Genomic DNA, 22913 nt, shown 5'->3' with positions numbered 1-22913 from the left:
ATCAGCTCTTGTTCACGCAGCTCGGATAGGGCGCGGCTTCGCCGGGTATGATCGGGCAGAGGTCGATCGGGCTGAGATCGCGCAGGCGCGCTTGCCAGCGTTCGTCGTTGACCGGCGGCTCGTCGCTCTCGGGGCCGCGCTCGGCCCATTGGATGGTGTAATAGTCGGTCGTGCCCTTGAGCGTGATCAGCAGCGCGGTTTCGCTGTGCCGCGTCGGGCCGCTGTCGATGCGGCCGCAGCCGATCACCGCGACAAAACCTTCGAAGCGGCCGAAGTTCATGGTGCCGAACGGTCTTGCCGCAAAACTGTCGGGGCAGGCCGATTTGAAGCCGCCCGCGATCGAGCCTGCGAAGATCTCCGGCGAGCTGCCTGGCGTCAACGTCATGCCCTTCTCGCCGGTCACAGTGATCATCTGCGTCCAGCGCTCGGGCGTCTCGCCTTTCAGCACGGCTTCGCGGATGTAGTGACCGCCCTTGGTGTTCTCGAACACCGCGGTGAAATTCGACGGCATGGTGAAGGTGACGAGCTGGCCGAAGATAGGCGAGATCACGCGGAAGGATTGTGGGGCCTGCGCCTTTGCCGTTACGGCGAGCAGGAGCGACGCGGCCAAAACTGCTGCTGTCGTCGTCCGTGCGCGCATCGACCTGCTCCACATTCAGCGAGTAAAAAAACGACCGGGCAAGGAAGCTAGCATCGCATCCTTGCCCGATCCTTATCGTCCGCCGATCGAATTCTTACCAGCTACAGTGGCCGGCCTTCAACGCATGGTCCTTCAACTCGAGCGCGTCGAGAAAGGTCGGAACGGTCGCGCTGGCGCGGTGATAGCCGGCCGGCCACGGCGTGGTCGGAACGCTCTCGTCCCAGATCTGGCAGACGCCGCTGTCCTGCCAGCGGATCAGATGATAGCCGGCTTCGGCCGGGCTCACGGCAGCGAAGGCGACAATTGCAAGACCGGCAGCAGCGCACAGCACGGACATACGACGCATGGATCAGCTCCTTAAATGAAAGATATGATGCGCCTCCCGACAATGACGGGAGGGTTGGTGCGGGACGCTTTCAGTGTGCGCCCCGGACAAGGTGTGAGTAGGCCGCAAGCTGCGACAGGTTCAAATCGCGCCCGGAGGAAATGCCGGAATTTGGCTGAAAAATGCGGGCCGGCGGCGTTGCGCCCCCCCGTGAAAAAGCGAAGGGCGGGCTGCTCGCGCAACCCGCCCTCGAATTCGATCTGGTGTTGGCCTGCTCAGAGCGTGCAGCGGCGCTCCCCGCGCAGCTTGATCTGGAGCTCGGAGGCGGCGGTGAAGGTCGGGAGCGGCTTGCTGACGACCTTGTAGGTCGAGGCGCCCCACTGGAACGGCTTGTAGCGGAGATCCTCGTTCCAGACCTGGCAGATGCCGGTGTTGTCCCAACGGATCACGTAATAGCCGACCGCCGCCGAGGCCGGCGCGGCGAATACGGAGGTGGCGATGCCGGCAACGGCACAGAGGGCGAGAACGCGACGCATGAAAAATCTCCTGATAGGGAAGGGTGACCAGAAAATTCGTGCGGTAAAAGCAGATCCATTGCAAGCCGAGGAGCGGCCGTTCACGGATATGTCAGATGGAGCCGTGCACTTGGTTCGGCCGAGTGTCCAGCAAGCCACACGCGCTAAGCGTGGCTCACTTCGCCAGCGAGGCGACTGCCTCGATCTCGATCAGCATTTTTGGATCGGGCAGCGCCTGCACCACGCAGGTGGTGCGTGCAGGGAAAGGCGCGGGCCCGAACGCGCCGGCATAGAGTGCGTTCATCGCGGCGACATCGGAGGCGCGGGTCAAGAGCACGTTGACCTTGACGAGGTCGCGCATCGTGGCGCCGGCCTCATCGAGCACGCGTTTGATGTTGATGACGACGTTGGCGAACTGCGCATCAAAGCCGTCCGGCAGCGCGCCATTGGCGTCGAAGCCGGGAATGCCGGAGACGAACAGGAGGTCGCCGACGCGCGCGGCAAAGGACAGCGGCGGCGCCTTGACGTGCGGCGGGGGTGCAAAATGCTGGATCGGCATGGGATCACCTCGGGTGGTCGTATGAGCCTAGCAACCCTCTCCCACAAAAAACGCGAAAACAACCCCATGCACAGTAGACATCAAGCGGAAATCATTGATCTTTTCGAATTCGGGAAAAGAAAAATAATCATTTGCTCCGTCGGGCAAAACAGGGGCAGAATGGCATGATGGCGATTGGGCGTCTGTGGCGCCAAACTCCGCCGTCATGCCCCGGCTTGACCGGGGCATCTAGTACGCCGCGGCTTCTCGCTTCAACCACCGCCGTCTCTGGAATACTGGATCGCCCGGTTGAACCGGGCGATGACAGTTGAATACGCAGCTGCACCTCACGACTCACGTCCATCCCATCATGTTGCCGCCGCGATCGATCGGATACATTTGCGGCATCTGATTCGCTTCCCTCCTTGAAAAATAGCCCCCGGAGACGCCCCATGAAACTCGCTTCCACCCTGCGTGCCGCGCTCGTTGCCATTGCAGCCCTTGCCGGCCTCTCGACCGCGGCGCAGGCCGATGGCGGCACCGTGGTGCTGACGATCTACAAGGCGGGCTGGATCATCGGCGGCTCGGGCGGGAGCGGCATGCTCAGCTTCCGCGGCCGCTCCTATTCGCTCTCCACCGGCGGTCTCGATTACGGCCTGGTCTTCGGCGGCTCCAAGACCGTGCTGCGCGGTCGCGTCTCCAACATCAACCGGCCCTCGGACGTCGCCGGCGTCTACGGCGCTGCCGGTGCCGGCATTGCGGTGGGCCGCGGCGCCCGCGCCATCGTGCTGACCAACCAGAAGGGCGCCGTGCTGGAGCTAAGCGGCACGCAGGTCGGGCTGATGGCGAACGCGGATCTGAGCGGGCTTGCGATCACGATGCGGTAGGGTTGCCTCGAACCTCAATTCGTAGCCCGCATGAGCGATAGCGACATGCGGGTCAACTCTCGGCCCCGGATGTCGCTGCGCTCATCCGGGCTACGCTCCCGTCACGATCCACTCACCGCCGCATGAATCCTCTCGCAATGGGCGACGAGGTTCTTGTGCGCGTCGACGAACGCTTTCAGCGGCGTCGGGACCGGAAAGTAATAGATATTGGCGATGAAGCCGTAGATGCCGGCATCACAGCTGGTTGGCCGCTCGCCGTGCACGAAGCCCGTCGCAGGCACGATCTCGGCCAGCACCTTCAGATCCGCGAGCCCGCGCGCGTAAGCCTGTTCCGGCGTGTAGCGGCCGATGCCCTGGAAATGATAGCGCTGCGCATTGTAGGCCTTGGCTTTCTCGAAGCCATCAGCGTCGATCTGCGGATGTTGCGCGATGAAGCCGTCGCGAAACGCGGGATAATAGCGATCGTCCTTCCAGCGCGAATACGACATCACCCAATAGAGATCGTCGAGCATGCGCGTGACGAGATGATTGGTGCGGCGCTGCTCCGGTGAAAGCGCGGCATCGATGGTGAGATGATATTTCGCGATTGCATGCGCGATGATCGTCTCGCTGTCGCCGATGGTCTCGCCGTCGTCGACGACATAAGGCAGCTGCCCGCGCGGCGCGGCGGAGGCGTCGAACACATGTTCGTGCACGAACGGCACGCGCGCGAGCTTGAGGAAGGCGTAGACCTTGAGGCCATAGCCGTTGTTGTCGGCGACGCCGAACAGTTCTGGATAGGAATAGAGGGTCAGCATGGCGGCTTCCTCGCTAGAGCATGATCCGGAAAAGTGTGCGACGGTTTTCCGAAGAGATCATGCTCAAACAATAAGCTAAAGCGCGATGATGTTTCATCCCGATCTCATCGCGCTTTAGCGTGTCGGTGCCTTGGCTCGCTGTTCGGTCGTGATCGCTTGCGCGGATTTGCTGGCGCGGATCATCAGGAACGATCCGGACGTGCCCGGCAGCCGCCAGCGCCCGTCGATCTCGGTCGCTTCTGCATTCGTCACGCCGTCGTAGTGGACCGTGTCGAAGCCGTAACCGGGCGGATCGTAGCGCTTGACGAATGAGACCACGGTGCCGGAGCGATGGCCCGTGATCGAGGCGTTGTGGGTTCGCAGCGGGCATCGCGGGTTCGAGCAGGGCTCGGTCACATCGCCGAGGAGCGCGCCGCCGGTCTCGACCAGCGTCGCGGTGAACGTGACCATTCCCGTGCCCGGTTGAATGTAGGTGCCGTCCCAGACACCGGAGAGATCTTCGCTCATTGCGGTGGCTTCCTGGAATGATGCGCGCCGGATGGCGTCCGGTTGTTCCACTTCAAGTCGTATCGCCGCCGTGACGCGCTTGCAACAGTTCTGAGCTTTGTACGCGATCTCGTTCAATCGGAGGACGCGTGGGATCGCTCTTTCGCAGTATGGGATTCGGGCTTTCTTCCATGCAGTAAGGCCCGATATGCGACGTTCATTGATCCGCCAAACAATGCGGGGATTGCCATGTGGCGCCGCACTTCTTACCGGACTTGCCGTCGCCGCCCCGGCGCTAGCCGCGGACCTCGCCCCCTTCACCAAGGCGCCGCCAATCGTGGCGTCGTCGTGGACCGGCTTCTACGCAGGCCTTGGGCTCGGCCTGCGCGCGACGCAGGCCGATCTCACCACCACATTGGCAGAGCGAAACGGCTTTTCCTTCGATCCCAACAGCGCCGTCAATACGCAAGCCGTCGACGGCACCGGCTTTCGCGCCAATCCCTATGCCGGCTACAACTGGCAGGTCACCCCAAGCTGGGTCTTTGGCGTCGAAGGCGATGTCGGCTTTGGTGACCAGGCGACGACGCTCCGTGGGTTCACCTACGGGCCGTTGTTCGGCTCGTCGACCTTCAACGCCGACGGCCTCTCGGTCAAAACCACTTGGGACGCGAGCCTGCGCGGCCGCGCCGGCTATCTCCTGACGCCGGCGACGCTGGTATATGCCACCGGCGGCCTCGCCTGGCAGCATTACGACATCACCTCGACCTGCGTCAGCGTCGTCTGCGACGGTGCGACGCCGGCGGTGGTGTCGAATTCCACCACCAGGACGGGCTGGACGCTCGGCGGCGGCGTCGAGACCGCGCTCGACGGCAACTGGCTGCTGCGCGCCGAGTATCGCTATGCCGATTTCGGCACCGCGTCGTTCTCGATCACACGCGCCACGGCGTTCGGTCTCACCATCGAGAATTTCGATACGAAGCTCGCAACGCACACCGCAACCGTCGGGCTCGCCTACAAATTCGGTGATCCCGGCCTTGGCGGCCGTTCGCATCCGCTGTCCGCGCAGGCCGCGATGCCGTCGTCCTGGACGGGCGCCTATGCCGGCCTCGGCCTCGGGGCACGCGCCGCGCGCACCGATCTCGTCGCGACGTCGGAGACTGTCGGCGGCTTTCCGTTCGACCTCACCGAACGCGCCAACACCCGTCCGTTCGACAATACCGCGTTTCGCGCCAGCCCCTATGCCGGCTATCTCTGGCAGTTCGCGCCGCAATGGACCGCAGGCATCGAGGGTGACTTTGGCTTCGCCGACAGCACCACGACGCGCGGCGGCTTCACCAGCATCTTTCTCGCCGATTCCCAATCGCCCGGCGAGAGTCTTTCGATCCGCAGCAAATGGGACGCATCCTTGCGCGCGCGGCTCGGCTATCTCGTCAGCCCGCAGACCATGCTCTACGCCACCGCCGGCGTGGCCTGGCAGAATGTCGAGCTGACATCGACCTGTGTCAGCGTCTCCTGCAACGGCTTCTTCGGCGTGTCGCCGGGAATCGTCAGCGCGTCCACCACCAAGGCGGGCTGGACGGTCGGCGGCGGCCTCGAGACCGTGCTCTGGGGCAACTGGCTGGCGCGCGCCGAATACCGCTATGCCGACTATGGCAAGGCGAGCTTCACCGTCGCGCGGTCCAGCACCAATCCCGACTTCAATCCATCGATCAACACCTGGGACGTCGCGATGCGGACGCATCTGGCGACGTTCGGGGTGACGTACCGGTTTGAGTGAGGGGGACGGGGCATCATCGGCCGGTCGATGCGGCGTTGAACACGGCCAGTTGAGCATCGAACGCACGCCTGAACGCCGGTCGCGCTTCGCCGCGGGCGACATAGGACGAGAGGTTCGGATAGTCGTCGAGGATGCGGGATGCAGTCAGCCTGCGCAGCACCGTCACCATCAGGAGATCGCCGGCGCTGAATGCCCCGTCGAGCCAGTCGGCCTCGCCGAGTCGGTGGGACAATTCGTCGAGTCGGACCGAGACGCGATCCCTCAGGATGGGCAGGCGCTCTTCGTACCAGCTCTCGTCACGTTCGAGCAGCGTCGCCATCCCGAGATCGACGATCGGTGGCTCGACGGTGTTGAGCGCGGCAAACATCCACGCAATGGCGCGCGCCCTGGCGTTCGCTTTGGTCGGCAGCAGGGCGTCATGATGCTCGGCGATATGGAGCACGATTGCGCCGGTCTCGAACAGGACGAGATCGCCGTCCTCGAAAGTCGGGATTTGTCCGAACGGATGCAGCGCAAGATGCCCCGGCTCCTTCATCGCCTCGAACGACACGAGGCGAACATTGTAGGGCCGGCCCACCTCCTCGAGCGCCCAGCGCACCCGCATGTCGCGCGCCTGTCCCCTGCCGCGGTCGGGTGAGTTTTCGAAGGCGGTGATGGTGGGTATCATCGGTGCTCCATATTCCGTCATTGCGAGCGCAGCGAAGCAATCCAGATTGTCCGCCGCGGAGACAGTCTTGATTGCTTCGTCGCAAGGGCTCCTCAGCGAGGTCTCCAGTTTAGCGCTTTGCCTCCGGAGGACGAACGAGCAGCGCCAATTCCGACAACGTACCCGCTTTTCCAGCCCGCAGGGTGAGGTTACGCTGCTCACCCATCCCGCGAACCCTCAGGCCCGAGTCTCGCCCATGCTGGATAGTTTCGAATGGCCGAAGCCGGATGGTAAGCCCGACGAGGTCCTGTTCCGCAACGTTCGGGAACACGGCTGCCATCTGATGGGCATCGCCGCCGAGGCGCAGGCCCCGGCTTATGTTTTCTCGATCGGTCTCTACCTCAACTATGCGCACGCCGAGCTCGTCTTGTTCGGACTCGACCCAAAAGACGCTTGCGCCGTTATCAACGCCGTGCGCAACCGCGCCGCAGCGGGACAGCGCTACGTCGCGGGCGACGTCTGCGACGACCTTCCGCTCGAGCGCAAGGTCTGCTTTGTCGAGGTGCCGCTCAGGGCCTACGACGCCTATCTGGGCACGGCGATCTGGTTCTATGCCAAATTGCCGCGGCCGTTTCCCTGCCTTCAGATGGTGTGGCCAGATGAGGAGGGGCGATTTCCGTGGGAGACAGGGTACGATGCGAGCCTCAAGGCGTATCAGCCGGTGTTGAGGCCGCTTTCGTGAGGCGCTGATCCCTCGATGGATCGGAAAAAGTTCGCTGGCGCCTGTCGGATGGCCGTCGCCTGGTTCGTCCTTGGACCGACCCGCGCATTTGCGAGCCCTGGTGCCTACAAGAGGATATCTGTTCATGACGTCCATCACGCCGTTTCTCTGGTTCGACAACAACGTTCCCGAAGCCGTCGCCTTCTACAAATCGGTGTTCCCCAACGCAAAAGTCGAGACCGTCAGCGACTTCATGGCGGTGTTCGAGCTCGAAGGGCAGCGCTTCAACGCGCTCAATGGCGGACCGATGTACCGTTTCAACGAGGCGGTGTCGTTCTTCATCAGTGTGGAGACGCAAGGTGAGGTCGACTATTTCTGGAGCAAGCTCACCGCCGACGGCGGCGCGGAGTCCAAATGCGGCTGGCTCAAGGACAAGTTCGGCCTGTCCTGGCAGGTGATCCCGACCGCGCTCGGCCGCTATCTCGGCGACACGGACCGCACCAAGGCCAACCGCGTCATGCAGGCGATGATGGGGATGAGGAAGATCGTGATTGCGGATCTGGACAAGGCGTATGCGGGGTAAGGCGCGGGACAATCGTGCTGCATGGCGTGCTGCCGTAGGGTGGGTTAGCGAAGCGTAACCCACCGCGCCGCCAAGGACGGCCTAGTAGCCCGCGTGAGCGCAGCGACATGCGGGGCAACTCTTTCGATTCCCGGATATCGCTTCGCTCATCCGGGCTACAGCTTGTCGCTGTGAGCTGTCAGACAAACCCACGGCGTCGTCCTGGCGAAAGCCAGGACCCATACCGCGGAATCTATCGGTCGCGGACGGTCGCAGTACCGGACCACGAGTCTTCGCCAAACTTTGCCCTGGGGTAATGGGTCCTGGCTTTCGCCAGGACGACGGCTGAGTTTGGGCCGCTGCAGCTAACTCACCCTACGCAGCGATCCACTTCGCCAGCTCGTGCCACGGCTCCAATGTCCAATGCCCGGACGCAGCGCCGGACGGCGAGGGGAGCACGAATATCTCCGGCAAGCTCTCGTCGCGCTGCTGCCGCCCCAACGCGATCCCGCTCGACGGCCTGCCATAAAACAAACTCGCAGCCTTCTTGCTCGTGAACGCAATCGTCTTCGGCCGATACTTCTCGATCTTGGCCCTGAAGCCGGGCACGTCGATCGACGCGGCCTCGATCTGATGATCCATCCCGGCGCCCGACTTGGACAGATCAGTGAAGCCGATCCCAAGCTCGATCAGCGCCGCAAACTCACTCGGCTGATAGCGCCGCGGCGTGATGCCGGCCTCATGGAGCGCGCGCCAGAAGCGGTTGCCCGGATGGGCGTAGTAGTGCCCAAGTTCGGCCGAGCGCGTGCTGGCGGCGGTGCCGACGAAGACGAGGCGGAGGTTGGGGCGGAGCTGGTCGGGGAGGCGGTGGAGGGAGGGTTCGGGCACGTCAATTGTCCGCGGCTGTAACCCGCATGAGCGGAGCGATATGCAGGAGGACAAAGACCCCGGATGTTGCGGCGCTCATCCGGGCTACGCTTGCTACATTCGCCATCGACGCTGCACCGGGACGGCGCGGGCCATATCCTGTGCGTATATTCCGTTGTGGCAATCTCCTGTCAGGAGATCAAGCTGGAATGGCACCCAGGCGTCTCCAATCGGCGTATATGCCTCTCCCACGAGCGAGCAATCATGAACTTCAATGTTCCGGAAGTCATCCCATGAGATGCGTGGACTGTCCCACTTGGAATTGTCCGCCTTCAAGGCGATGAAATTAGTCAATCGGCGAAACGCGATAGACCCGATCGAAGGCAGAGGGAAGATTTCCTTGATATCCGAGGCGAAGTGATCGCGAACGACGCGATGCTCTGGATCGACGATACAGCCGGCGCCCTGCACGACAACGATGAAATCGCTCTTGTTAGGATGCTCAAAAACGCCAGTGCAGGCCGTCATGCTACCAAGAAAATTGCCAACCCAAGGCTCCGACATCCTCGGATAGAAACGAACGACCAGCCCCTCGCGATGCTCGCGCTCCCCATACTGCGTGAAGCTGATCGCCATGGGACCATAAGGTGGCAGTCCGGGCAGGATTTCAAATCGCATGACGTATCATCCGCGGCGGACGAGAGGCGGCTCCACAGGGAGTCCGCCTCTCGTCACGCAAAGCTCACAACACCCGATTACTCTCCTTCACCTTCTCCGCATCCAGATACACGCTTGAGCCCATCTCCTTGAACTTCGCGCTCATCTGCTTCATGCCGTCCTCGGCGGTGCCGCTCATAGACATGCCGATCGAGTTCGGGTCGTTCAGCGTCGCGGCGTAGTCCCGCACGTCCTGCGTGATCTTCATCGAGCAGAACTTTGGTCCGCACATCGAGCAGAAATGCGCGACCTTGTGGGCTTCCTTCGGCAGGGTCTCGTCGTGGAAGTTCTTTGCGGTCTCGGGGTCGAGGCCGAGGTTGAACTGGTCGGTCCAGCGGAAGTCGAAACGGGCGCGGGAGAGCGCGTCGTCGCGCAGCTGGGCTGCCGGGTGACCCTTGGCGAGATCGGACGCATGAGCCGCGATCTTGTAGGTGATGACGCCGACCTTGACGTCGTTGCGGTCGGGCAGACCGAGATGCTCCTTCGGCGTGACGTAGCAGAGCATGGCGCAGCCGAACCAGCCGATCATGGCCGCACCTATCCCTGAGGTGATGTGGTCGTAGCCCGGCGCGATGTCGGTGGTCAGGGGCCCGAGGGTGTAGAACGGCGCCTCGCCGCATTCCTTGAGCTGCTTGTCCATGTTGATCTTGATCTTGTGCATCGGCACGTGGCCGGGGCCTTCGATCATGACCTGGCAGCCCTTGTCCCACGCGACCTTGGTCAGCTCGCCGAGCGTTTCGAGTTCGGCGAACTGCGCGCGGTCGTTAGCGTCCGCGATCGAGCCCGGGCGCAGGCCGTCGCCGAGCGAGAACGAGACATCATACTTGCGCATGAGGTCGCAGATCTCGTCGAAATGCGTATAGAGGAAGCTCTCCTTGTGATGCGCCAGGCACCACTTCGCCATGATCGAGCCGCCGCGCGACACGATGCCGGTGACGCGGTTGGCGGTGAGGTGGATGTAGGGCAGGCGCACGCCGGCGTGGATGGTGAAATAGTCGACGCCCTGCTCGCACTGTTCGATCAGCGTGTCCTTGTAGAGCTCCCAGGTCAGCTGCACCGGATCGCCGTTGCACTTTTCCAGCGCCTGATAAATGGGGACGGTGCCGATCGGCACCGGCGCGTTGCGCAAAATCCATTCGCGCGTGGTGTGGATGTTGCGGCCCGTCGAAAGGTCCATCACGGTGTCGGCGCCCCAGCGGATCGCCCACACCATCTTCTCGACCTCTTCCTCGACCGACGAGGTCACCGCCGAGTTGCCGATATTGGCATTGATCTTGGTCAGGAAGTTGCGGCCGATGATCATCGGCTCGAGTTCGCTGTGATTGATGTTGCAGGGGATGATGGCGCGGCCGCGCGCGATCTCGGAGCGAACGAACTCCGGGGTGATGAAGGCGGGGACTTCGGCGCCAAAGCTCTCGCCGTCGGCAAGCGCTGCTTCCGCGCGGTCGAGCTGCTGCTTGCGGCCGAGATTTTCGCGCGCGGCGACGTAGATCATCTCCTTGGTGATGATGCCGGCGCGGGCGAATTCGAGCTGCGTGATCTTGTGGCCGTCGAGGCCACGGAGCGGCTGGTGATAGGCCGAGAAGGCGCGCGCGGCCTTGTCGGTGGAGACGCTGCCATTGTCCTCCGGCTTGATCTGGCGGCCCTCATATTCCTCGACGCCGCCGCGCTCCAGCACCCATGATTTGCGGCCGCGCGCGAGGCCGGCGTTGACGTCGATGGTCACGGACGGATCGGTGTAGGGGCCGGAGGTGTCGTACACCGGCAGGTTCGGCTCGCCGGCGCCTTCGGAGAGGATGATCTCGCGCAAGGGCACGCGCAGGTCGGGTGCTGCGTGCGGCGATGCGAAGATCTTTCGCGAGGACGGCAGCGGGCCGGTGGTGACGGCGGGGACGGTCTTGTCGGGGTTGGAGCGGATGTTCATGGGGATCCTCCTTAGTTCAATTCGTTGGTGTCGCTGCGCGAACGTCGATTACAGCTGTCATCCCCGCGAAGGCGGGGATCCAGTATTCCAGAGGCCTTGGTGGGATACGGAAAGGCCGCGGCGTACTGGATCGCCCGGTCCTGATGCGCAATTGCGCATAAGGCCGGGCGATGACGGCGGAGTGTGGTGAGAGCGCGAGGCGCATCACGCCGCCTCCGCAGGTAAGCCGAGCCATTGCCGCACCCGCGCATCGGGGTCGGCATTCTGGGTCACGTCGCTGACGACGGCGATGGAATCTGCACCCGCCGCAAAGATCTCTGCGGCGTGCTCGAACTTGATGCCGCCGATTGCGACCAGCGGAATATTGCCCATGCGCTTCTTCCACTCCGTGATTTTTGGAATGCCCTGCGGGGCGAAGCGCATCGACTTCAGCGTGGTGAAGAAGATCGGGCCCAGCGCGACGTAATCCGGCTCGGCCGCGAGCGCGGTCTCAAGCTCTGCGTCGTCATGGGTGGAGACGCCAAGCGACAGGCCGGCTTCGCGAATGGACTTGAGGTCTGCATCGGCCAGATCCTCCTGGCCGAGATGCAAATACTTTGCGCCGGCGACGACCGCGGCGCGCCAATAGTCGTTCACCACCAGCTTGGCCTGTGTGCCTTTGGTGATCGCCAGCGCGTCGGTGACGATCTGAAGCGCGTCGGCATCGTTGAGGTCTTTTGCGCGCAGCTGGATGGTGCCGACGCCGAGTTTCGTCAGGCGTTCGACCCATTTGAGGCTGTCGACGACGGGATAAAAGCGATCAGGATACGCGTTGCGATCAGGATACGGCATGCCAGAACGGGGTCCCAACGACAGGGGTTGAAGGGGAGGCGAAGTCGCGGGCGTTCATCAGCCCGGCTTCGTAAGCGGTGCGGCCGGCATCACAGCCGAGGCGGAAGGCATTGGCCATCGCGACGGGATCGGCGGCTTTGGCGATGGCGGTGTTGAGCAGCACGGCGTCATAGCCGAGCTCGAGGGCTTCAGCCGCGTGGGAGGGCGCGCCGATGCCGGCGTCGACCACCAGCGTGATGTCGGGGAGGCGCTCGCGCATGAGTTTCAGCGCATCGCGGTTGGTGATGCCTTTCGCGCTGCCGATGGGGGCGGCCCATGGCATCACCACCTTGCAGCCGGCGTCAACCAGGCGGTTCGCGACCGAGAGATCCTCGGTGCAATAGGGGAACACCTCAAAGCCGTCCTTGATCAGGACGGCGGCGGCTTCGACCAGGCCAACGACATCGGGCTGGAGCGTGTCGTTGTCGGCGATGACTTCGAGCTTGATCCAGCTTGTGCCGAACAATTCGCGCGCGAGTTTTGCGGTGGTCACGGCTTCGCGCACGCTGCGGCAGCCGGCGGTGTTCGGCAGCACGGTGACGTCGAGCTCGCGGATCAGATTCCAGAACGCATCGCCAGTCTTGCCGCCGGCGGATTCGCGGCGGAGCGATACCGTGACGATGTTCGAGCCTGAGGCTCGGATCGCCGACTGCATGATCGCAGGCGAAGGGTAGAGCGCGCTGCCGATGAGGAGGCGGGAGGGGAATTCCTTGCCGTAGAAGGTCACCATGTTGGTGTCTCCTCAATTGACCCTGTCATCCCCGCGAAGGCGGGGATCCAGTACGCCGCGGCCGCGCGGCTGGAACCGAGAAGCCGCAGTGTACTGGATCGCCCGGTCAAGCCGGGCGATGACAGCGGAGTGTTTGGTGAGAGTATCATCCTCACCCTCCCTGCCGCGGCGTGATGATCTCGATTTCGTCGCCGGCCTTGAGATGCGTCTCGGCCCAGCGGCTTTTCGGCACCACGTCGTAGTTGAGCGCGATCGCGAAATGCGTGCCCTCGTAGTCGAGCTCGGCGAGCAGCGCATCGACGCTTGCCGAATTCACCTCGCGTTGCTCGCCGTTGACAACTACGCGCATTGCATCACCTCATTGTCGATCTGTCCGCGCTCGACAAAAGCGAGCGTCAGCTCGGCGAGCGCCGGCGCGATCAGGAAGCCGTGGCGGTAGAGCCCGTTGACCGCGATGTTGCGGTCGTGCACCGCGATGCGCGGCAGATTATCAGGGTAGGCGGGGCGCAGGCCCGAGCCGAACTCGACAATGCGGGCCTCGCCGAAGGCGGGATGCACGGCATAGGCCGCGCCCAGCAGCTCCAGCGCTGAGCGGACGCTGACGCCAGTGTCCTCGGCCTCGATCGAGGTCGCACCCAGCATGAACAGATTGTCTTCGCGCGGGATCACGTAGAGTGGCCAGCGCGGATGGATCAGCCGCACCGGGCGCGCAAGCTGCACCTCGTCGGTCTCGATCAGGATCATCTCGCCCTTGACGCCGCGAAGCTCGCTTTGCTCGTCGCGCGCAGACAGGCCGCGGCAGTCGATCACCAGGCCTTTAGGATTAAGGTTTGCGAGATCGGCAGCCGTCACGTCGCTGTCGAATTTGATGGTCCCGCCGGCAGCAACGATGCGCTCGTGCAGTTTTGGCAGCACGCGGCGCGGCTCGACATGGCCTTCGGTCGGGAAGAACAGCGCGTCGCGGAAGCGGCCCTCAAGCGACGGCTCGAGCTGCGCGAGGGCTGCGGCATCGAGCCGGCGGTGGCCCTCCGTCATGCGAGCAAAGCGCTCAAAATCGTTGCGCTCGCGCGGATGGGCGACGACGAGCGAGCCGTTGAACGGCGTGTCCGGCAATTCGCGCCGCCAGATGTCGAGCGAGCGCAGGCCAAGGCGGCTGATGATGGGTTCGGAAACTTCCGCCTCGCAATAGGGCGCGAGCATGCCGCCGGCCCAGTGGCTGGTGGCCTGGGCAAGAGCGGCGTCGCCGCGCTCGTGAAGCGTCACGGAATGGCCGGCCTGCGCGAACAACAGCGCCTGCCAGGCTCCGGCAATGCCTGCACCGATGATGGATACCGGGGAATCCGGTCGCTTGGTCGTCTGCAACATCCCTGTCCCTTCGCCGGCATGACCCGGATCAGGTTCAAAGGGTCACCGCGGTCCTGGGCGGGTTTGCCCATTTAGCGGTATCTCAGCTCCTCCTCGGAGCACCCCTCGGAACGGCTCTAATGTAGGCCTGTGACGGCCTGTGTCAACGCATGTTCCCGGGAACCTGTGCCCGCGCGTTGCGGACGTGCTGGGCGAACTTGCGGTGCGGCGGGGCGCCGAACATCGGCTGCGGATTGCCGTTGGGCTCCAGCCAGGCCTCAGTGCTCGCCTGCTGCACCGTCTGTTGTGTCGTTTCTTGCCGCTGCCGCTTTGCGGCGTAGTAATAGCCGCCTGCATAATAATGAATGGCTCGGGCGTGGTCGCCATTGGCGGCGTGGTAGGCGCCGGCGAGGTATTTGACCGCATAGGTGAGATTGGTGTCGGGATCGCGCAGGCCCGCAGCGTCGCCGGTGTAGCCGAGCCCGCGGGCGGTCGCGAGCTTGATCTGCATCAGGCCGATGGTGCCGCCATGGCCGATCAGCTGCGGCTGATAGCGGCTCTCGCGCATGATGACGCGATGCACCAGCGCTTCCGGTACGCCGTTGGCGCGCGCATGAGCCGAGACCATCTCGGCGTATTCGGCTTCGCCCGCGAAGGCGGCCTGCGGCAATGTCAGTCCAACCACGAGCAGCGCGGCAACGCGTAAAATTTTCATGAGAAATCCCGGGTCCCTGAGTGACCTGCGCTCAGGTCCTTAGGACTCCCGAACGCGGCGATGATGTGACCAAACGCCGCCGTTAACGATTTCGCGGCGCCGAGCCGTTGTTACGACTCAATGCTGGCGTACAGGTTCCTCAGGTGGACGAGCCCCGCTCGCGACAGCACGCCTGTCTATTCGCGCTGGCTCGCGAAAGCGAGTATGAAGAGGCCGCAAATCGGGAGAGGTGCTATGACAAACATGGCAAAAGCACACACCGGCGACATCCCCAGACAGAATCCTTGTGCCCAATGCGGCACGCCGATCGCAAAGCCTGACTGGATCGAGGCGGGCGAGGGGCGCATCTCCTATCTCTGGACATGTCGCGCCTGCGACTATCGCTTCGAGGCGGTGGCGATCTTCGATGAGGTGGCCGTCGCGCACCCGCCGCTCGCGGCTTAAGCGATTATCTACGCCGCCAGCCGAGGTTGTTGCCACACCGGCAATTGCATCCGCACGATCAGCCCGTGCGGCTCGCGGTCGTGCAGCGACAGCTCGCCGCCATGGGCAAGCGCGATCGCGCGCGCGATCGACAGGCCGAGGCCGAAGCCGGTGGAATCGTCCATGGTGCGCGCGTCGTCACCGCGCACGAACGGCTCCAGCATCTCCTGCTTGCGCGCATCCGAAATGCCCGGGCCGTCGTCCTCGACGTCGATGACGAGCTTGGTGCCGGCGACATCGAGCCGGATCGTCACCTCGGCGCCGAACCGGACCGCGTTCTCGACCAGGTTGGTGATGCCGCGATGCAGATCGTCGGGGCGCGCGGCTGCGGTCGCCGAAGCGGGGCCATCGTAGTGCACGACGTGGCCCATGTCGCCGAACTGGTCGGCGATGACCTGGAGCGTGCTGGCGATATCGACCAGCGTCACCGCTTCGATCTTGCGGTCGTTGCGCAGCAGCGACAGCACGGATTCCAGCATCGAGCGCATCTGGTCTAGATCGATCAGCATGCGCTTGCGGTTGCCCTCGTCCTCGATGAACTCGGCGCGCAGGCGCAGCCGGGTGATCGGGGTGCGCAGGTCGTGGCTGATCGCCGCCAGCATCCGGGTGCGGTCCGACATCAGCCGCGCGATCCGCTCATGCATGCGGTTGAGCGCGCGCGCGACCGAGCGGATCTCCTCCGGGCCGCGCTCGGGCAGCGGATCGCCCGCGCCGTCGAGGCTGAAATTCTCGGCCGCCTTGGCGAAGGATGACAGCGGCGCGGCCAGCGCGTAGGCCGCCCAAAGGCCCAGCATCGCGACACTGATCAGCGCGAACAGCAACGTCATGATCCAGGGGCCGCCCCAGAACCGTGGCGGATAGGGCGGCTGCTCGACGCGGCCCGCGACCATGGTCCCGTCGGGCAATTCGACCGCGATCCGGTGCGCGACGCCTTGCGGCGCCAGCGCGAGAACCTTGTACCGATGACCGAGATGCCGGCGCACATAGTGCGCAGGCTGGCCGTCACTGTCGTCGGCGACGGAGGCCGTCCCCGGCGCGAGAAGCTCGATGCCGGCCTTGGGAAACGCGCGGGCTATGTCGGCCAGGATGCGGGGCCGCTCGCCCGCGTCGGCGCCGTTGAGCAGCAGCGCGGCGTCCGCAAGCTGATGCGCGCTGTCGGGCGGCGGGTCAGCGCGGTCCGGCCGGGTGATCAGGAAACTTACGGTGAGGATCAGATGCAGCGCGACGAGCGAGGCCACCACCAGCGCGGCGATCTGTCCGCCGATGCTCTTGAGGTGGAAGAAACGGAACGGCGTCATGATGGCCGGCCCGTCAGTTGCTCAGGGGCGCCGTGACCGCTCCCGTGCTGACCGCTTCGGTTCTTGGCGTGAACAAATAGCCGCCGGAGCGCACCGTCTTGATGATGGTCGGATCCTGCGGATTGGGCTCGATCTTGCGGCGGATGCGGCTGACCAACACATCGATGGAGCGCTCGAACGAGCCGGTGTTGCGGCCTTGCGTGAGGTCGAGCAGGCTGTCGCGCGACAGCACGCGGCCGGGCCGCTCGCAGAATGTCCGCAGCAGGTCGAACTCGGCGCTGGTCACCGCGACGCGGGCGCCTTCCGGATTGCGCAGCTCGCGCAGGCGCAGGTCGATGCGCCAGCCCTCGAAGGCGAGCGTCGAGGCGCCCTCGATCGAGCTTGCGGCCTGTGCCGACGCCTGGCGCCGCAGCACCGCGTTGATGCGGGCGAGCAGCTCGCGCGGGTTGAACGGCTTCGGCAGATAGTCGTCCGCGCCCATCTCGAGGCCGACGATGCGGTCGACATCCTCGCCACGCGCGGTCAGCATGATGATCGGCGTCTGGGCCTCCGAGCGCACCTTGCGGCACAGGCTGAGGCCGTCCTCGCCCGGCAGCATGACGTCGAGGATGATGAGATCAACGCGGTGATCGGCCATGGCGCGCGACATTTCGCGGCCATCGCTCACGGCGGTGACGTTGCAGGCGTTGTTGCGCAGGTACTTCGCAATCAACGTCCGGGTTTCGCGGTCGTCTTCGACGACCAGGATGTTGGGAGAGGAGTTGGCCATGAGCTTTGTTTGTCCAAGATTCGGGCCAAAAGGCGAAGATTTTTGTTTCAGATTGTTTCTGATTGTGTTTCTGCAATGCCCCGCAACGATCGGGCAGTGGAACGGCAAGGTCCCGTTAAGACCGTTAACCATATCGTGGGCGGGTCAAGCAAGAAACCCCGCAAATCCACGGAGCCATCATGACTTCGATTTCGGCGGCCTCCGCCGGTAATTATCAGTCCCCGCTGCAAAAGCTGCAGCAGGAGCTGCAATCCGAAGTGTCCGACGGGACGGTTTCCTCCTCGGACCAGTCCGCGCTCTCGACGGCCCTGACCGACATCGATTCGGCGCTCCAGCAGAGCCGGTCGAGCGAACAGTCGAGCGGCACCAAGCCGTCCAAGGACGGCCTGAAGTCGAAGATCGATGACCTCATCTCCAATGAGGTCTCGAACGGCACGCTGACCTCCGACCAGGCCACCGAGCTGAAGGGCGTGTTTCAGTCAGCCTTCGCCAACGGTCCCGGCGGCGCCGGCGGTCCCGGTGGAGCAGGCGGACCGCCGCCCGGCCCGCCGCCGTCGGACGACAGCTCGTCTTCGGATTCGTCGTCGTCCACGGATTCGACGAGCAGCAGCTCGACCGACTCCAGCACGGCCAAGATCCTCGAGCAGTTCCTCGAAGCACTCCAGCAGTCGCAGTCATCGTCGTCGAGCTCGTCTTACGGCGCCAATGGCACGACGAGCTCGTCGAGCAGCTCGGATTTCTCCGCGCTTCTGATCGACTACCAGAGCTGACCGTCGCGACGCCGGTTGGCGCATTCCTCGCCGCGATTGTGCTTCACCCAGGGCGCATGATCGTCGGCGGGGAACTGTGCATCTCGAACGTTCCTGCGCGAATTTAGGAACTTTCGTCGCGATGCAGCACCATCATCGCGCGACGAAATTGCCGCATCTTAGGAACTGCAATTGATCGTGTCTGTTCTCTCCGCACGAGCTTTCTGAAGGAGAGGATAACATGTTGATGAAATCGATCGCCGCCGGCCTCGCCGGCACCGCGCTGTTTGCGACCGTTGCGTTTGCACAAAACCCGACCGCCACCACCGACAAGGCGCCGACTGCGGCCACGACCGCGACGACGACAACCACGACCGCCTCGGGCGAGTGGCGTGCGTCGAAGATGGCGGGCCTGAAGATCTACAACGACGCCAACGAGAACGTCGGCTCGATCAACGACCTGCTGATGGACAAGAACGGTGACGTCAAGATAGCCGTGATCGGCGTCGGCGGCTTCCTCGGCATGGGCGAGCATCTCGTCGCCGTGCCCTATGACAAGCTGAAATTCGTCAACGAGGCCGTGGCCTATACCGGCACCGGCGCGAACCCGGGTGCCAAGCCCGCGGCGAGCACCACGACGGGCGCCGCGACCGGCACCGAGAAGACCACAACGACCACGACCACTTCGTCGTCCAAGTGGTATCCGGACCACGCCGTGTTCAACGCGACCAAGGACGAGTTGAAGAACATGCCCGAGTTCAAATACGCGGAGTAATGCGGCTTAGCCGATAAACGAAGCGCGTCCGGTTTTCACCGGGCGCGCTGTCGTGTCTTTCGTCATTCGTCATTCGTCATTGCGAGGAGCGAAGCGACGAAGCAATCCAGTTTATCTCCGCGGATGCATTTCTGGATTGCTTCGCTCCGCTCGCAATGACGAAGGAAGTCTCAATTCCCCTTCACCAGCGGGCAACCGCCCTTGTCGAGCGGGCGGAAGGCTTCGTCGCCGGGAACGGTGGCGATCAGCTTGTAGAGATCCCATTCGCCTTTGGACTCTTCCGGCTTCTTCACCTCGAACAGATACATGTCGTGGACCATACGGCCGTCGATGCGGATCTTGCCGTTCTTGGCGAAGAAATCGTTGACCGGCGTGGCGCGCATCTTTTCCATCACCTTCGGTGCTTCGTCGGTCTTGATGGCTTCGATCGCCTTCAGATAGTGCATGGTGGCCGAGTAGAGGCCGGCCTGGATCATGGTCGGCATGTGGCCGACCTTTTCGTTGAAGCGCTTCGAGAAGGCGCGCGTCTCGTCGTTCATGTCCCAGTAGAACGCGTCGGTGACGATCAGGCCTTGCGTCGCCTTGATGCCGAGCGAATGCGTGTCGGTGATCTCCTGCAACAGCGCGATCATCTTCTGGCCGCCCTGCACCAAGCCGAATTCGGCTGCCTGCTTCAAGGCGTTGGTGGTGTCACCGCCGGCATTGGCCAACGCGACCACCTTGGCCTTCGAGGCCTGGGCCTGGAGCAAGTAGGAGGAGAAGTCCGACGAGTTGAGCGGGTGCCGGACGTCGCCGAGCACCTTGCCGCCGCTTTCCTTGACCACGTTGGCGGCGTCGCGCTCAAGCGCCATGCCGAAGGCGTAGTCGGCGGTGACGAAGAACCAGGTGTCCTCGCCGCGCTTCACCATCGCCTTGCCGGCGACGTTCGACAGCGCGTAGGTGTCGTAGGTCCAGTGCACCGTGTTCGGCGAGCAGGCAACGCCGGTGATGTCGGAGGAGCCGCCGCCGGAATTGATGTTGATCTTGTTCTTCTCGCGCGTCAGCGCCGAGATCGGCAGCGCCACTGACGAGGTGGGCACGTCGAAGATCGCGTCGACCTTCTCGTTGTCGTACCAGTTGCGGGCGATGTTGATGCCGACGTCCGGCTTGTTCTGGTGATCGGCGGCGACCACCTGCACCGGCTTGCCGGCGACCTTGGCGCCGTAATCGGCGACCGCCATTTCGACTGCGGCGAGCGAGCCCTTGCCGGTCGCATCCGCATAGAGGCTCGACATGTCCGTGAGCACGCCGATCTTGACGACATCGTCGGAAATCTGCGCCTGCGCCGTGCCGCAGGATGCGGCGATGGCGAAGCTGGCCGCGACGGCAGCAATGAGTTTTTGCATGTTATTGTTCCCTCAGAGTTATTGTTTTGGGTCTTGTTGCGAGGACTGTTCTAGCGACAAACGGTCGCGGCCGCAAAGCCAAGGACGCATGAAGAGGATTGAGAATAAGTAGGGGTGGACGGTGTTTTTACCCTCTCCCCTTGTGGGAAGAGGGTGGCTCGCCGCGCAGCGGCGAGACGGGTGAGGGGTTCTCTCCGCGAGCCTCACTGTCATTGAATAGGCGGATGGATACCCCTCATCCGGCGCTTCGCGCCACCTTCTCCCACAAGGGGAGAAGGAAGAAGAGCCGGTCAGGCGCTGCCGCCCTTCAGCCGTTCGTTGCGTCGGCGCAAGCCTTCCAGGGTGGCGAGGAGGATGACTGATACCGTGGTCAGAATCACCGCCGCGGCCGTGATGGTCGGGCTGATGTTCTCGCGGATGCCGCTGAACATCTCGCGCGGCAGGGTGCGCTGCTCCGGCCCCGCCATGAACAGCACGATCACCACCTCATCGAAGCTGGTCGCGAAGGCGAACAGTGCGCCCGATGCGAGGCCAGGCAGGATCAGCGGCAGGATCACGCGACGGAACGCCTCAAGCGGCGAGGCGCCGAGTGAGGCGGCGGCGCGCGCCAAATTGGTGTCGAAGCTTTGCAGCGTCGCGCCGACCGTGATCACCACAAAGGGTGTCGCCAGCGCGGTGTGGGCCAGGATCAAGCCGAGATAGCTGCCGGTCAGTCCGATCGGCGCGAAGAAGAAATACAGACCGACCGCTGTGATGACACCGGGCACGACGACCGGCGACAGCACGAAAGCCAGCACGAGCGGCTTGAACCGGCTCTTCCACTGCGCCAGCCCCAGTGCGGCCAGCGTGCCCAGAACCATCGACAGCGCGGTCGAGGCGGTTCCGATGATCATGCTGTTCTTCAGCGAATTCATCCAGCGCGGTGAATTGATGAAGTCGTCATACCAGCGCAAGGAGAGGCCCGGCAGCGGATAGGTGAGGTAGGAGCCCGAGCTGAAGGACAGCGGCATGATCGCCAGAATTGGCGCGATCAGGAAGATGAACACCAGTGTCGAGATGACGATGGTCGCGGTCCACGCGATGCGCTGGCTCGGTGTGCGGAGGGAAGAATTGTCGCTCAATTCTTCAGTCCTCCCGTGACCTGCTGTCCCTGCACCAGCTTGCCGTAGACGAGAGCGAGCAGAAGAGTGGCGAGCAGCAGCACCGCACCCAACGCCGAAGCAAGGCCCCAATTGGCCGTCTCGGTTGTGTAGAGCGCGATGAAGTAGCTGATCATCTGATCGGCGGCGCCCCCGACGAGCGCCGGTGTGATGTAGTAGCCGAGCGCCAGGATGAACACGAGCAGGCTGCCCGCGCCGACACCGGGCAGCGTCTGAGGCAGATAGATCCGCAGGAAGGCGGTGAGGGGTGGCGCACCGAGCGAGGCGGCGGCACGCATGTAAGCGGGCGAGATCGCCTTCATGGTGCTGTACAGCGGCAGGATCATGAACGGCAGCAGAACGTGGGTCATCGCCACGCAGACGCCGAAGCGGTTGTAGATCAGCCGCAATGGCTCGTCGATGATGCCGAGCCAGTGCAGGCTGTCGTTCACGACGCCCTTGCTCTGCAACAGCACGATCCAGGCGCAGGTGCGGACCAGAAGCGACGTCCAGAACGGCAGCAGGACGAAGATCATCAGCAGGTTCGACCGGCCCGGCGGCAGCGTCGCCAAGAGGTAGGCGACCGGGAAGCCGAGGATCAGGCAGAGCACCGTGACGCTGAGGCTGATGAGGAAGGTGCGGACGAAAATTTCGCGGTAGATGGCCTGATCCGGCGGGGCCGCGATGATCGCGCCGTCCGCGCTCCGCGTCAGGTCGAGCGCGGACAGAAGGTAGAAGCCGGTCACCGGGCCACTGGCGTCCTTGATCGTCGTCCAGGTGGTGCGTTCGCGCCAGGCCGGGTTGATCTTGCCCAGCGTCTCCCTGGCCGTGCCGGGCTCCGGCGCCGCCTTCAGATTGCGTGCGGTGCTTGTGAGGATCGTGCGAAAACCGTTCAGCGCGTAGTTGAGCCGCTTGGCCGCGACGGCGATGGTGCCGGCGGCGCGCGCCGCAATGATGTCGTTGGCAAGCGCTGCATAGGCCTTTTCGTCCGGCAGGTCCTTGCCGTCCCAACTGGCGAGAGCCGCGATCGTTTGCGGCAGAACCTGACGCACCTCCCGGTCGTCGACCGCGCGCCACAGCATGCCGGCGATCGGACCTGCAAAGGTAAAGAGCAGGAAGACGAGAAGCGGCAGCACCAGCGCCAATGCCTTGACCTGGCGTGTCCGCTCCGCGCGCCTCAATCGGCGCTTGAGCGGCACCTCGGTCGACGCATCGGCGCCGGTCAGAAGCGCATCCGTCATGAGACGAGCCTTG

Annotated in this window: 27 protein-coding genes and 1 riboswitch; of the genes, 7 read left to right on the top strand and 20 right to left on the bottom strand. The window is 63.8% G+C overall.

Annotated elements, in window-relative coordinates:
• Nucleotide 1 precedes the first annotated feature (1 nt).
• From UB31_RS30970 to UB31_RS30955, 4 genes are all read right to left on the bottom strand, one after another.
• On the bottom strand, nucleotides 2-640 hold the full coding sequence (locus tag UB31_RS30970) for a hypothetical protein (protein WP_045013566.1): 639 nt from the start codon (nucleotides 638-640) through the stop codon (nucleotides 2-4).
• Between the two features lie 94 nt (nucleotides 641-734).
• Nucleotides 735-986, bottom strand: a complete 252-nt coding sequence (locus tag UB31_RS30965) for a hypothetical protein (RefSeq protein WP_045013565.1) — start codon at nucleotides 984-986, stop codon at nucleotides 735-737.
• A gap of 254 nt (nucleotides 987-1240) precedes the next feature.
• Nucleotides 1241-1501 (bottom strand): hypothetical protein, encoded by a 261-nt coding sequence (locus UB31_RS42295; RefSeq protein WP_045002189.1) that lies wholly within the window; start codon nucleotides 1499-1501, stop codon nucleotides 1241-1243.
• A gap of 154 nt (nucleotides 1502-1655) precedes the next feature.
• Nucleotides 1656-2039 (bottom strand): RidA family protein, encoded by a 384-nt coding sequence (locus tag UB31_RS30955; RefSeq protein WP_045002190.1) that lies wholly within the window; start codon nucleotides 2037-2039, stop codon nucleotides 1656-1658.
• 431 nt (nucleotides 2040-2470) lie between these two features.
• On the opposite strand from UB31_RS30955, the gene UB31_RS30950 reads away from it, so the two are divergent.
• Nucleotides 2471-2905, top strand: a complete 435-nt coding sequence (locus tag UB31_RS30950) for a hypothetical protein (RefSeq protein ID WP_045013564.1) — start codon at nucleotides 2471-2473, stop codon at nucleotides 2903-2905.
• A 101-nt stretch (nucleotides 2906-3006) separates the two neighbouring features.
• Here UB31_RS30950 and UB31_RS30945 read toward each other — a convergent pair whose 3' ends face one another.
• On the bottom strand, nucleotides 3007-3702 hold the full coding sequence (locus UB31_RS30945; protein WP_045013563.1) for a glutathione S-transferase family protein: 696 nt from the start codon (nucleotides 3700-3702) through the stop codon (nucleotides 3007-3009).
• A 114-nt stretch (nucleotides 3703-3816) separates the two neighbouring features.
• Nucleotides 3817-4209 carry a hypothetical protein gene (locus UB31_RS30940; RefSeq protein WP_045013562.1) on the bottom strand — a complete coding sequence of 131 codons (393 nt, stop codon included), beginning with the start codon at nucleotides 4207-4209 and terminating at the stop codon, nucleotides 3817-3819.
• Between the two features lie 214 nt (nucleotides 4210-4423).
• Between UB31_RS30940 and UB31_RS30935 the strand changes: the two genes are divergently transcribed.
• Nucleotides 4424-5965 carry an outer membrane protein gene (locus tag UB31_RS30935; protein ID WP_045013561.1) on the top strand — a complete coding sequence of 514 codons (1542 nt, stop codon included), beginning with the start codon at nucleotides 4424-4426 and terminating at the stop codon, nucleotides 5963-5965.
• Nucleotides 5966-5978: 13 nt separating this feature from the next.
• On the opposite strand, the gene UB31_RS30930 is transcribed toward UB31_RS30935, so the two are convergent.
• Nucleotides 5979-6632, bottom strand: coding sequence for a glutathione S-transferase family protein (locus UB31_RS30930; RefSeq protein WP_045013907.1), 654 nt, complete (start codon nucleotides 6630-6632; stop codon nucleotides 5979-5981).
• On the opposite strand from UB31_RS30930, the gene UB31_RS40820 reads away from it, so the two are divergent.
• Entirely contained in the window at nucleotides 6619-7353 is a 735-nt protein-coding gene (locus tag UB31_RS40820; protein WP_197090875.1) for a DUF4262 domain-containing protein, read from the top strand. The genes UB31_RS30930 and UB31_RS40820 overlap by 14 nt on opposite strands.
• Nucleotides 7354-7477: 124 nt before the next feature.
• Nucleotides 7478-7915 carry a VOC family protein gene (locus UB31_RS30920; RefSeq protein WP_045013560.1) on the top strand — a complete coding sequence of 146 codons (438 nt, stop codon included), beginning with the start codon at nucleotides 7478-7480 and terminating at the stop codon, nucleotides 7913-7915.
• 354 nt (nucleotides 7916-8269) lie between these two features.
• Here UB31_RS30920 and UB31_RS30915 read toward each other — a convergent pair whose 3' ends face one another.
• The 8 genes from UB31_RS30915 to UB31_RS30880 all read right to left on the bottom strand — a co-directional run bounded on the left by UB31_RS30915 (nucleotide 8270) and on the right by UB31_RS30880 (nucleotide 15061).
• Entirely contained in the window at nucleotides 8270-8782 is a 513-nt protein-coding gene (locus tag UB31_RS30915) for a mismatch-specific DNA-glycosylase (protein WP_045013559.1), read from the bottom strand.
• 93 nt (nucleotides 8783-8875) lie between these two features.
• The gene (locus UB31_RS30910; RefSeq protein ID WP_156175629.1) at nucleotides 8876-9439 is read right to left on the bottom strand and encodes a hypothetical protein; all 564 of its coding nucleotides are present in this window, start codon (nucleotides 9437-9439) and stop codon (nucleotides 8876-8878) included.
• A 64-nt stretch (nucleotides 9440-9503) separates the two neighbouring features.
• Nucleotides 9504-11402, bottom strand: coding sequence for a phosphomethylpyrimidine synthase ThiC (gene thiC, locus UB31_RS30905; protein ID WP_045013557.1), 1899 nt, complete (start codon nucleotides 11400-11402; stop codon nucleotides 9504-9506).
• Between the two features lie 204 nt (nucleotides 11403-11606).
• The gene (locus UB31_RS30900) at nucleotides 11607-12233 is read right to left on the bottom strand and encodes a thiamine phosphate synthase (RefSeq protein WP_045013556.1); all 627 of its coding nucleotides are present in this window, start codon (nucleotides 12231-12233) and stop codon (nucleotides 11607-11609) included.
• Nucleotides 12220-13002 (bottom strand): thiazole synthase, encoded by a 783-nt coding sequence (locus UB31_RS30895; protein WP_045013555.1) that lies wholly within the window; start codon nucleotides 13000-13002, stop codon nucleotides 12220-12222. Before UB31_RS30895 ends, UB31_RS30900 begins: the two co-directional genes overlap by 14 nt.
• Nucleotides 13003-13153: 151 nt before the next feature.
• Complete coding sequence (thiS, locus tag UB31_RS30890; RefSeq protein ID WP_045013554.1) at nucleotides 13154-13351, bottom strand: sulfur carrier protein ThiS; 198 nt, start codon at nucleotides 13349-13351, stop codon at nucleotides 13154-13156.
• Complete coding sequence (locus UB31_RS30885; protein ID WP_045013553.1) at nucleotides 13342-14367, bottom strand: FAD-dependent oxidoreductase; 1026 nt, start codon at nucleotides 14365-14367, stop codon at nucleotides 13342-13344. Before UB31_RS30885 ends, thiS begins: the two co-directional genes overlap by 10 nt.
• A riboswitch (TPP riboswitch) is annotated at nucleotides 14355-14483 on the bottom strand. It overlaps the preceding gene by 13 nt.
• Before the next feature lie 26 nt (nucleotides 14484-14509).
• Nucleotides 14510-15061, bottom strand: a complete 552-nt coding sequence (locus UB31_RS30880; RefSeq protein ID WP_045013552.1) for a transglycosylase SLT domain-containing protein — start codon at nucleotides 15059-15061, stop codon at nucleotides 14510-14512.
• A 243-nt stretch (nucleotides 15062-15304) separates the two neighbouring features.
• On the opposite strand from UB31_RS30880, the gene UB31_RS30875 reads away from it, so the two are divergent.
• Nucleotides 15305-15505: a hypothetical protein gene (locus UB31_RS30875; RefSeq protein WP_502691304.1), complete on the top strand. Its 201-nt coding sequence runs from the start codon at nucleotides 15305-15307 to the stop codon at nucleotides 15503-15505.
• Nucleotides 15506-15513: 8 nt separating this feature from the next.
• On the opposite strand, the gene UB31_RS30870 is transcribed toward UB31_RS30875, so the two are convergent.
• Complete coding sequence (locus UB31_RS30870; protein ID WP_045013551.1) at nucleotides 15514-16842, bottom strand: ATP-binding protein; 1329 nt, start codon at nucleotides 16840-16842, stop codon at nucleotides 15514-15516.
• 13 nt (nucleotides 16843-16855) lie between these two features.
• On the bottom strand, nucleotides 16856-17611 hold the full coding sequence (locus UB31_RS30865) for a response regulator (RefSeq protein ID WP_045002207.1): 756 nt from the start codon (nucleotides 17609-17611) through the stop codon (nucleotides 16856-16858).
• A 179-nt stretch (nucleotides 17612-17790) separates the two neighbouring features.
• Here UB31_RS30865 and UB31_RS30860 point away from each other — a divergent pair, with 179 nt between their 5' ends.
• Together UB31_RS30860 and UB31_RS30855 are read left to right on the top strand one after the other, a co-directional pair.
• The gene (locus UB31_RS30860; protein WP_045013550.1) at nucleotides 17791-18381 is read left to right on the top strand and encodes a hypothetical protein; all 591 of its coding nucleotides are present in this window, start codon (nucleotides 17791-17793) and stop codon (nucleotides 18379-18381) included.
• 220 nt (nucleotides 18382-18601) lie between these two features.
• Nucleotides 18602-19135: a PRC-barrel domain-containing protein gene (locus UB31_RS30855; protein WP_045013549.1), complete on the top strand. Its 534-nt coding sequence runs from the start codon at nucleotides 18602-18604 to the stop codon at nucleotides 19133-19135.
• Nucleotides 19136-19305: 170 nt separating this feature from the next.
• Here UB31_RS30855 and UB31_RS30850 read toward each other — a convergent pair whose 3' ends face one another.
• From UB31_RS30850 to UB31_RS30840, 3 genes are all read right to left on the bottom strand, one after another.
• Complete coding sequence (locus UB31_RS30850; protein WP_045013548.1) at nucleotides 19306-20520, bottom strand: ABC transporter substrate-binding protein; 1215 nt, start codon at nucleotides 20518-20520, stop codon at nucleotides 19306-19308.
• A 290-nt stretch (nucleotides 20521-20810) separates the two neighbouring features.
• The gene (locus tag UB31_RS30845; RefSeq protein WP_045013547.1) at nucleotides 20811-21641 is read right to left on the bottom strand and encodes an ABC transporter permease; all 831 of its coding nucleotides are present in this window, start codon (nucleotides 21639-21641) and stop codon (nucleotides 20811-20813) included.
• Complete coding sequence (locus UB31_RS30840) at nucleotides 21638-22900, bottom strand: ABC transporter permease (protein WP_045002212.1); 1263 nt, start codon at nucleotides 22898-22900, stop codon at nucleotides 21638-21640. Before UB31_RS30840 ends, UB31_RS30845 begins: the two co-directional genes overlap by 4 nt.
• Between the last annotated feature and the right edge of the window lie 13 nt (nucleotides 22901-22913).

This window comes from Bradyrhizobium sp. LTSP849, from assembly GCF_000938255.1.
Classification (GTDB): domain Bacteria; phylum Pseudomonadota; class Alphaproteobacteria; order Rhizobiales; family Xanthobacteraceae; genus Bradyrhizobium.
This window is presented reverse-complemented; position numbering and strand designations above follow the sequence as displayed.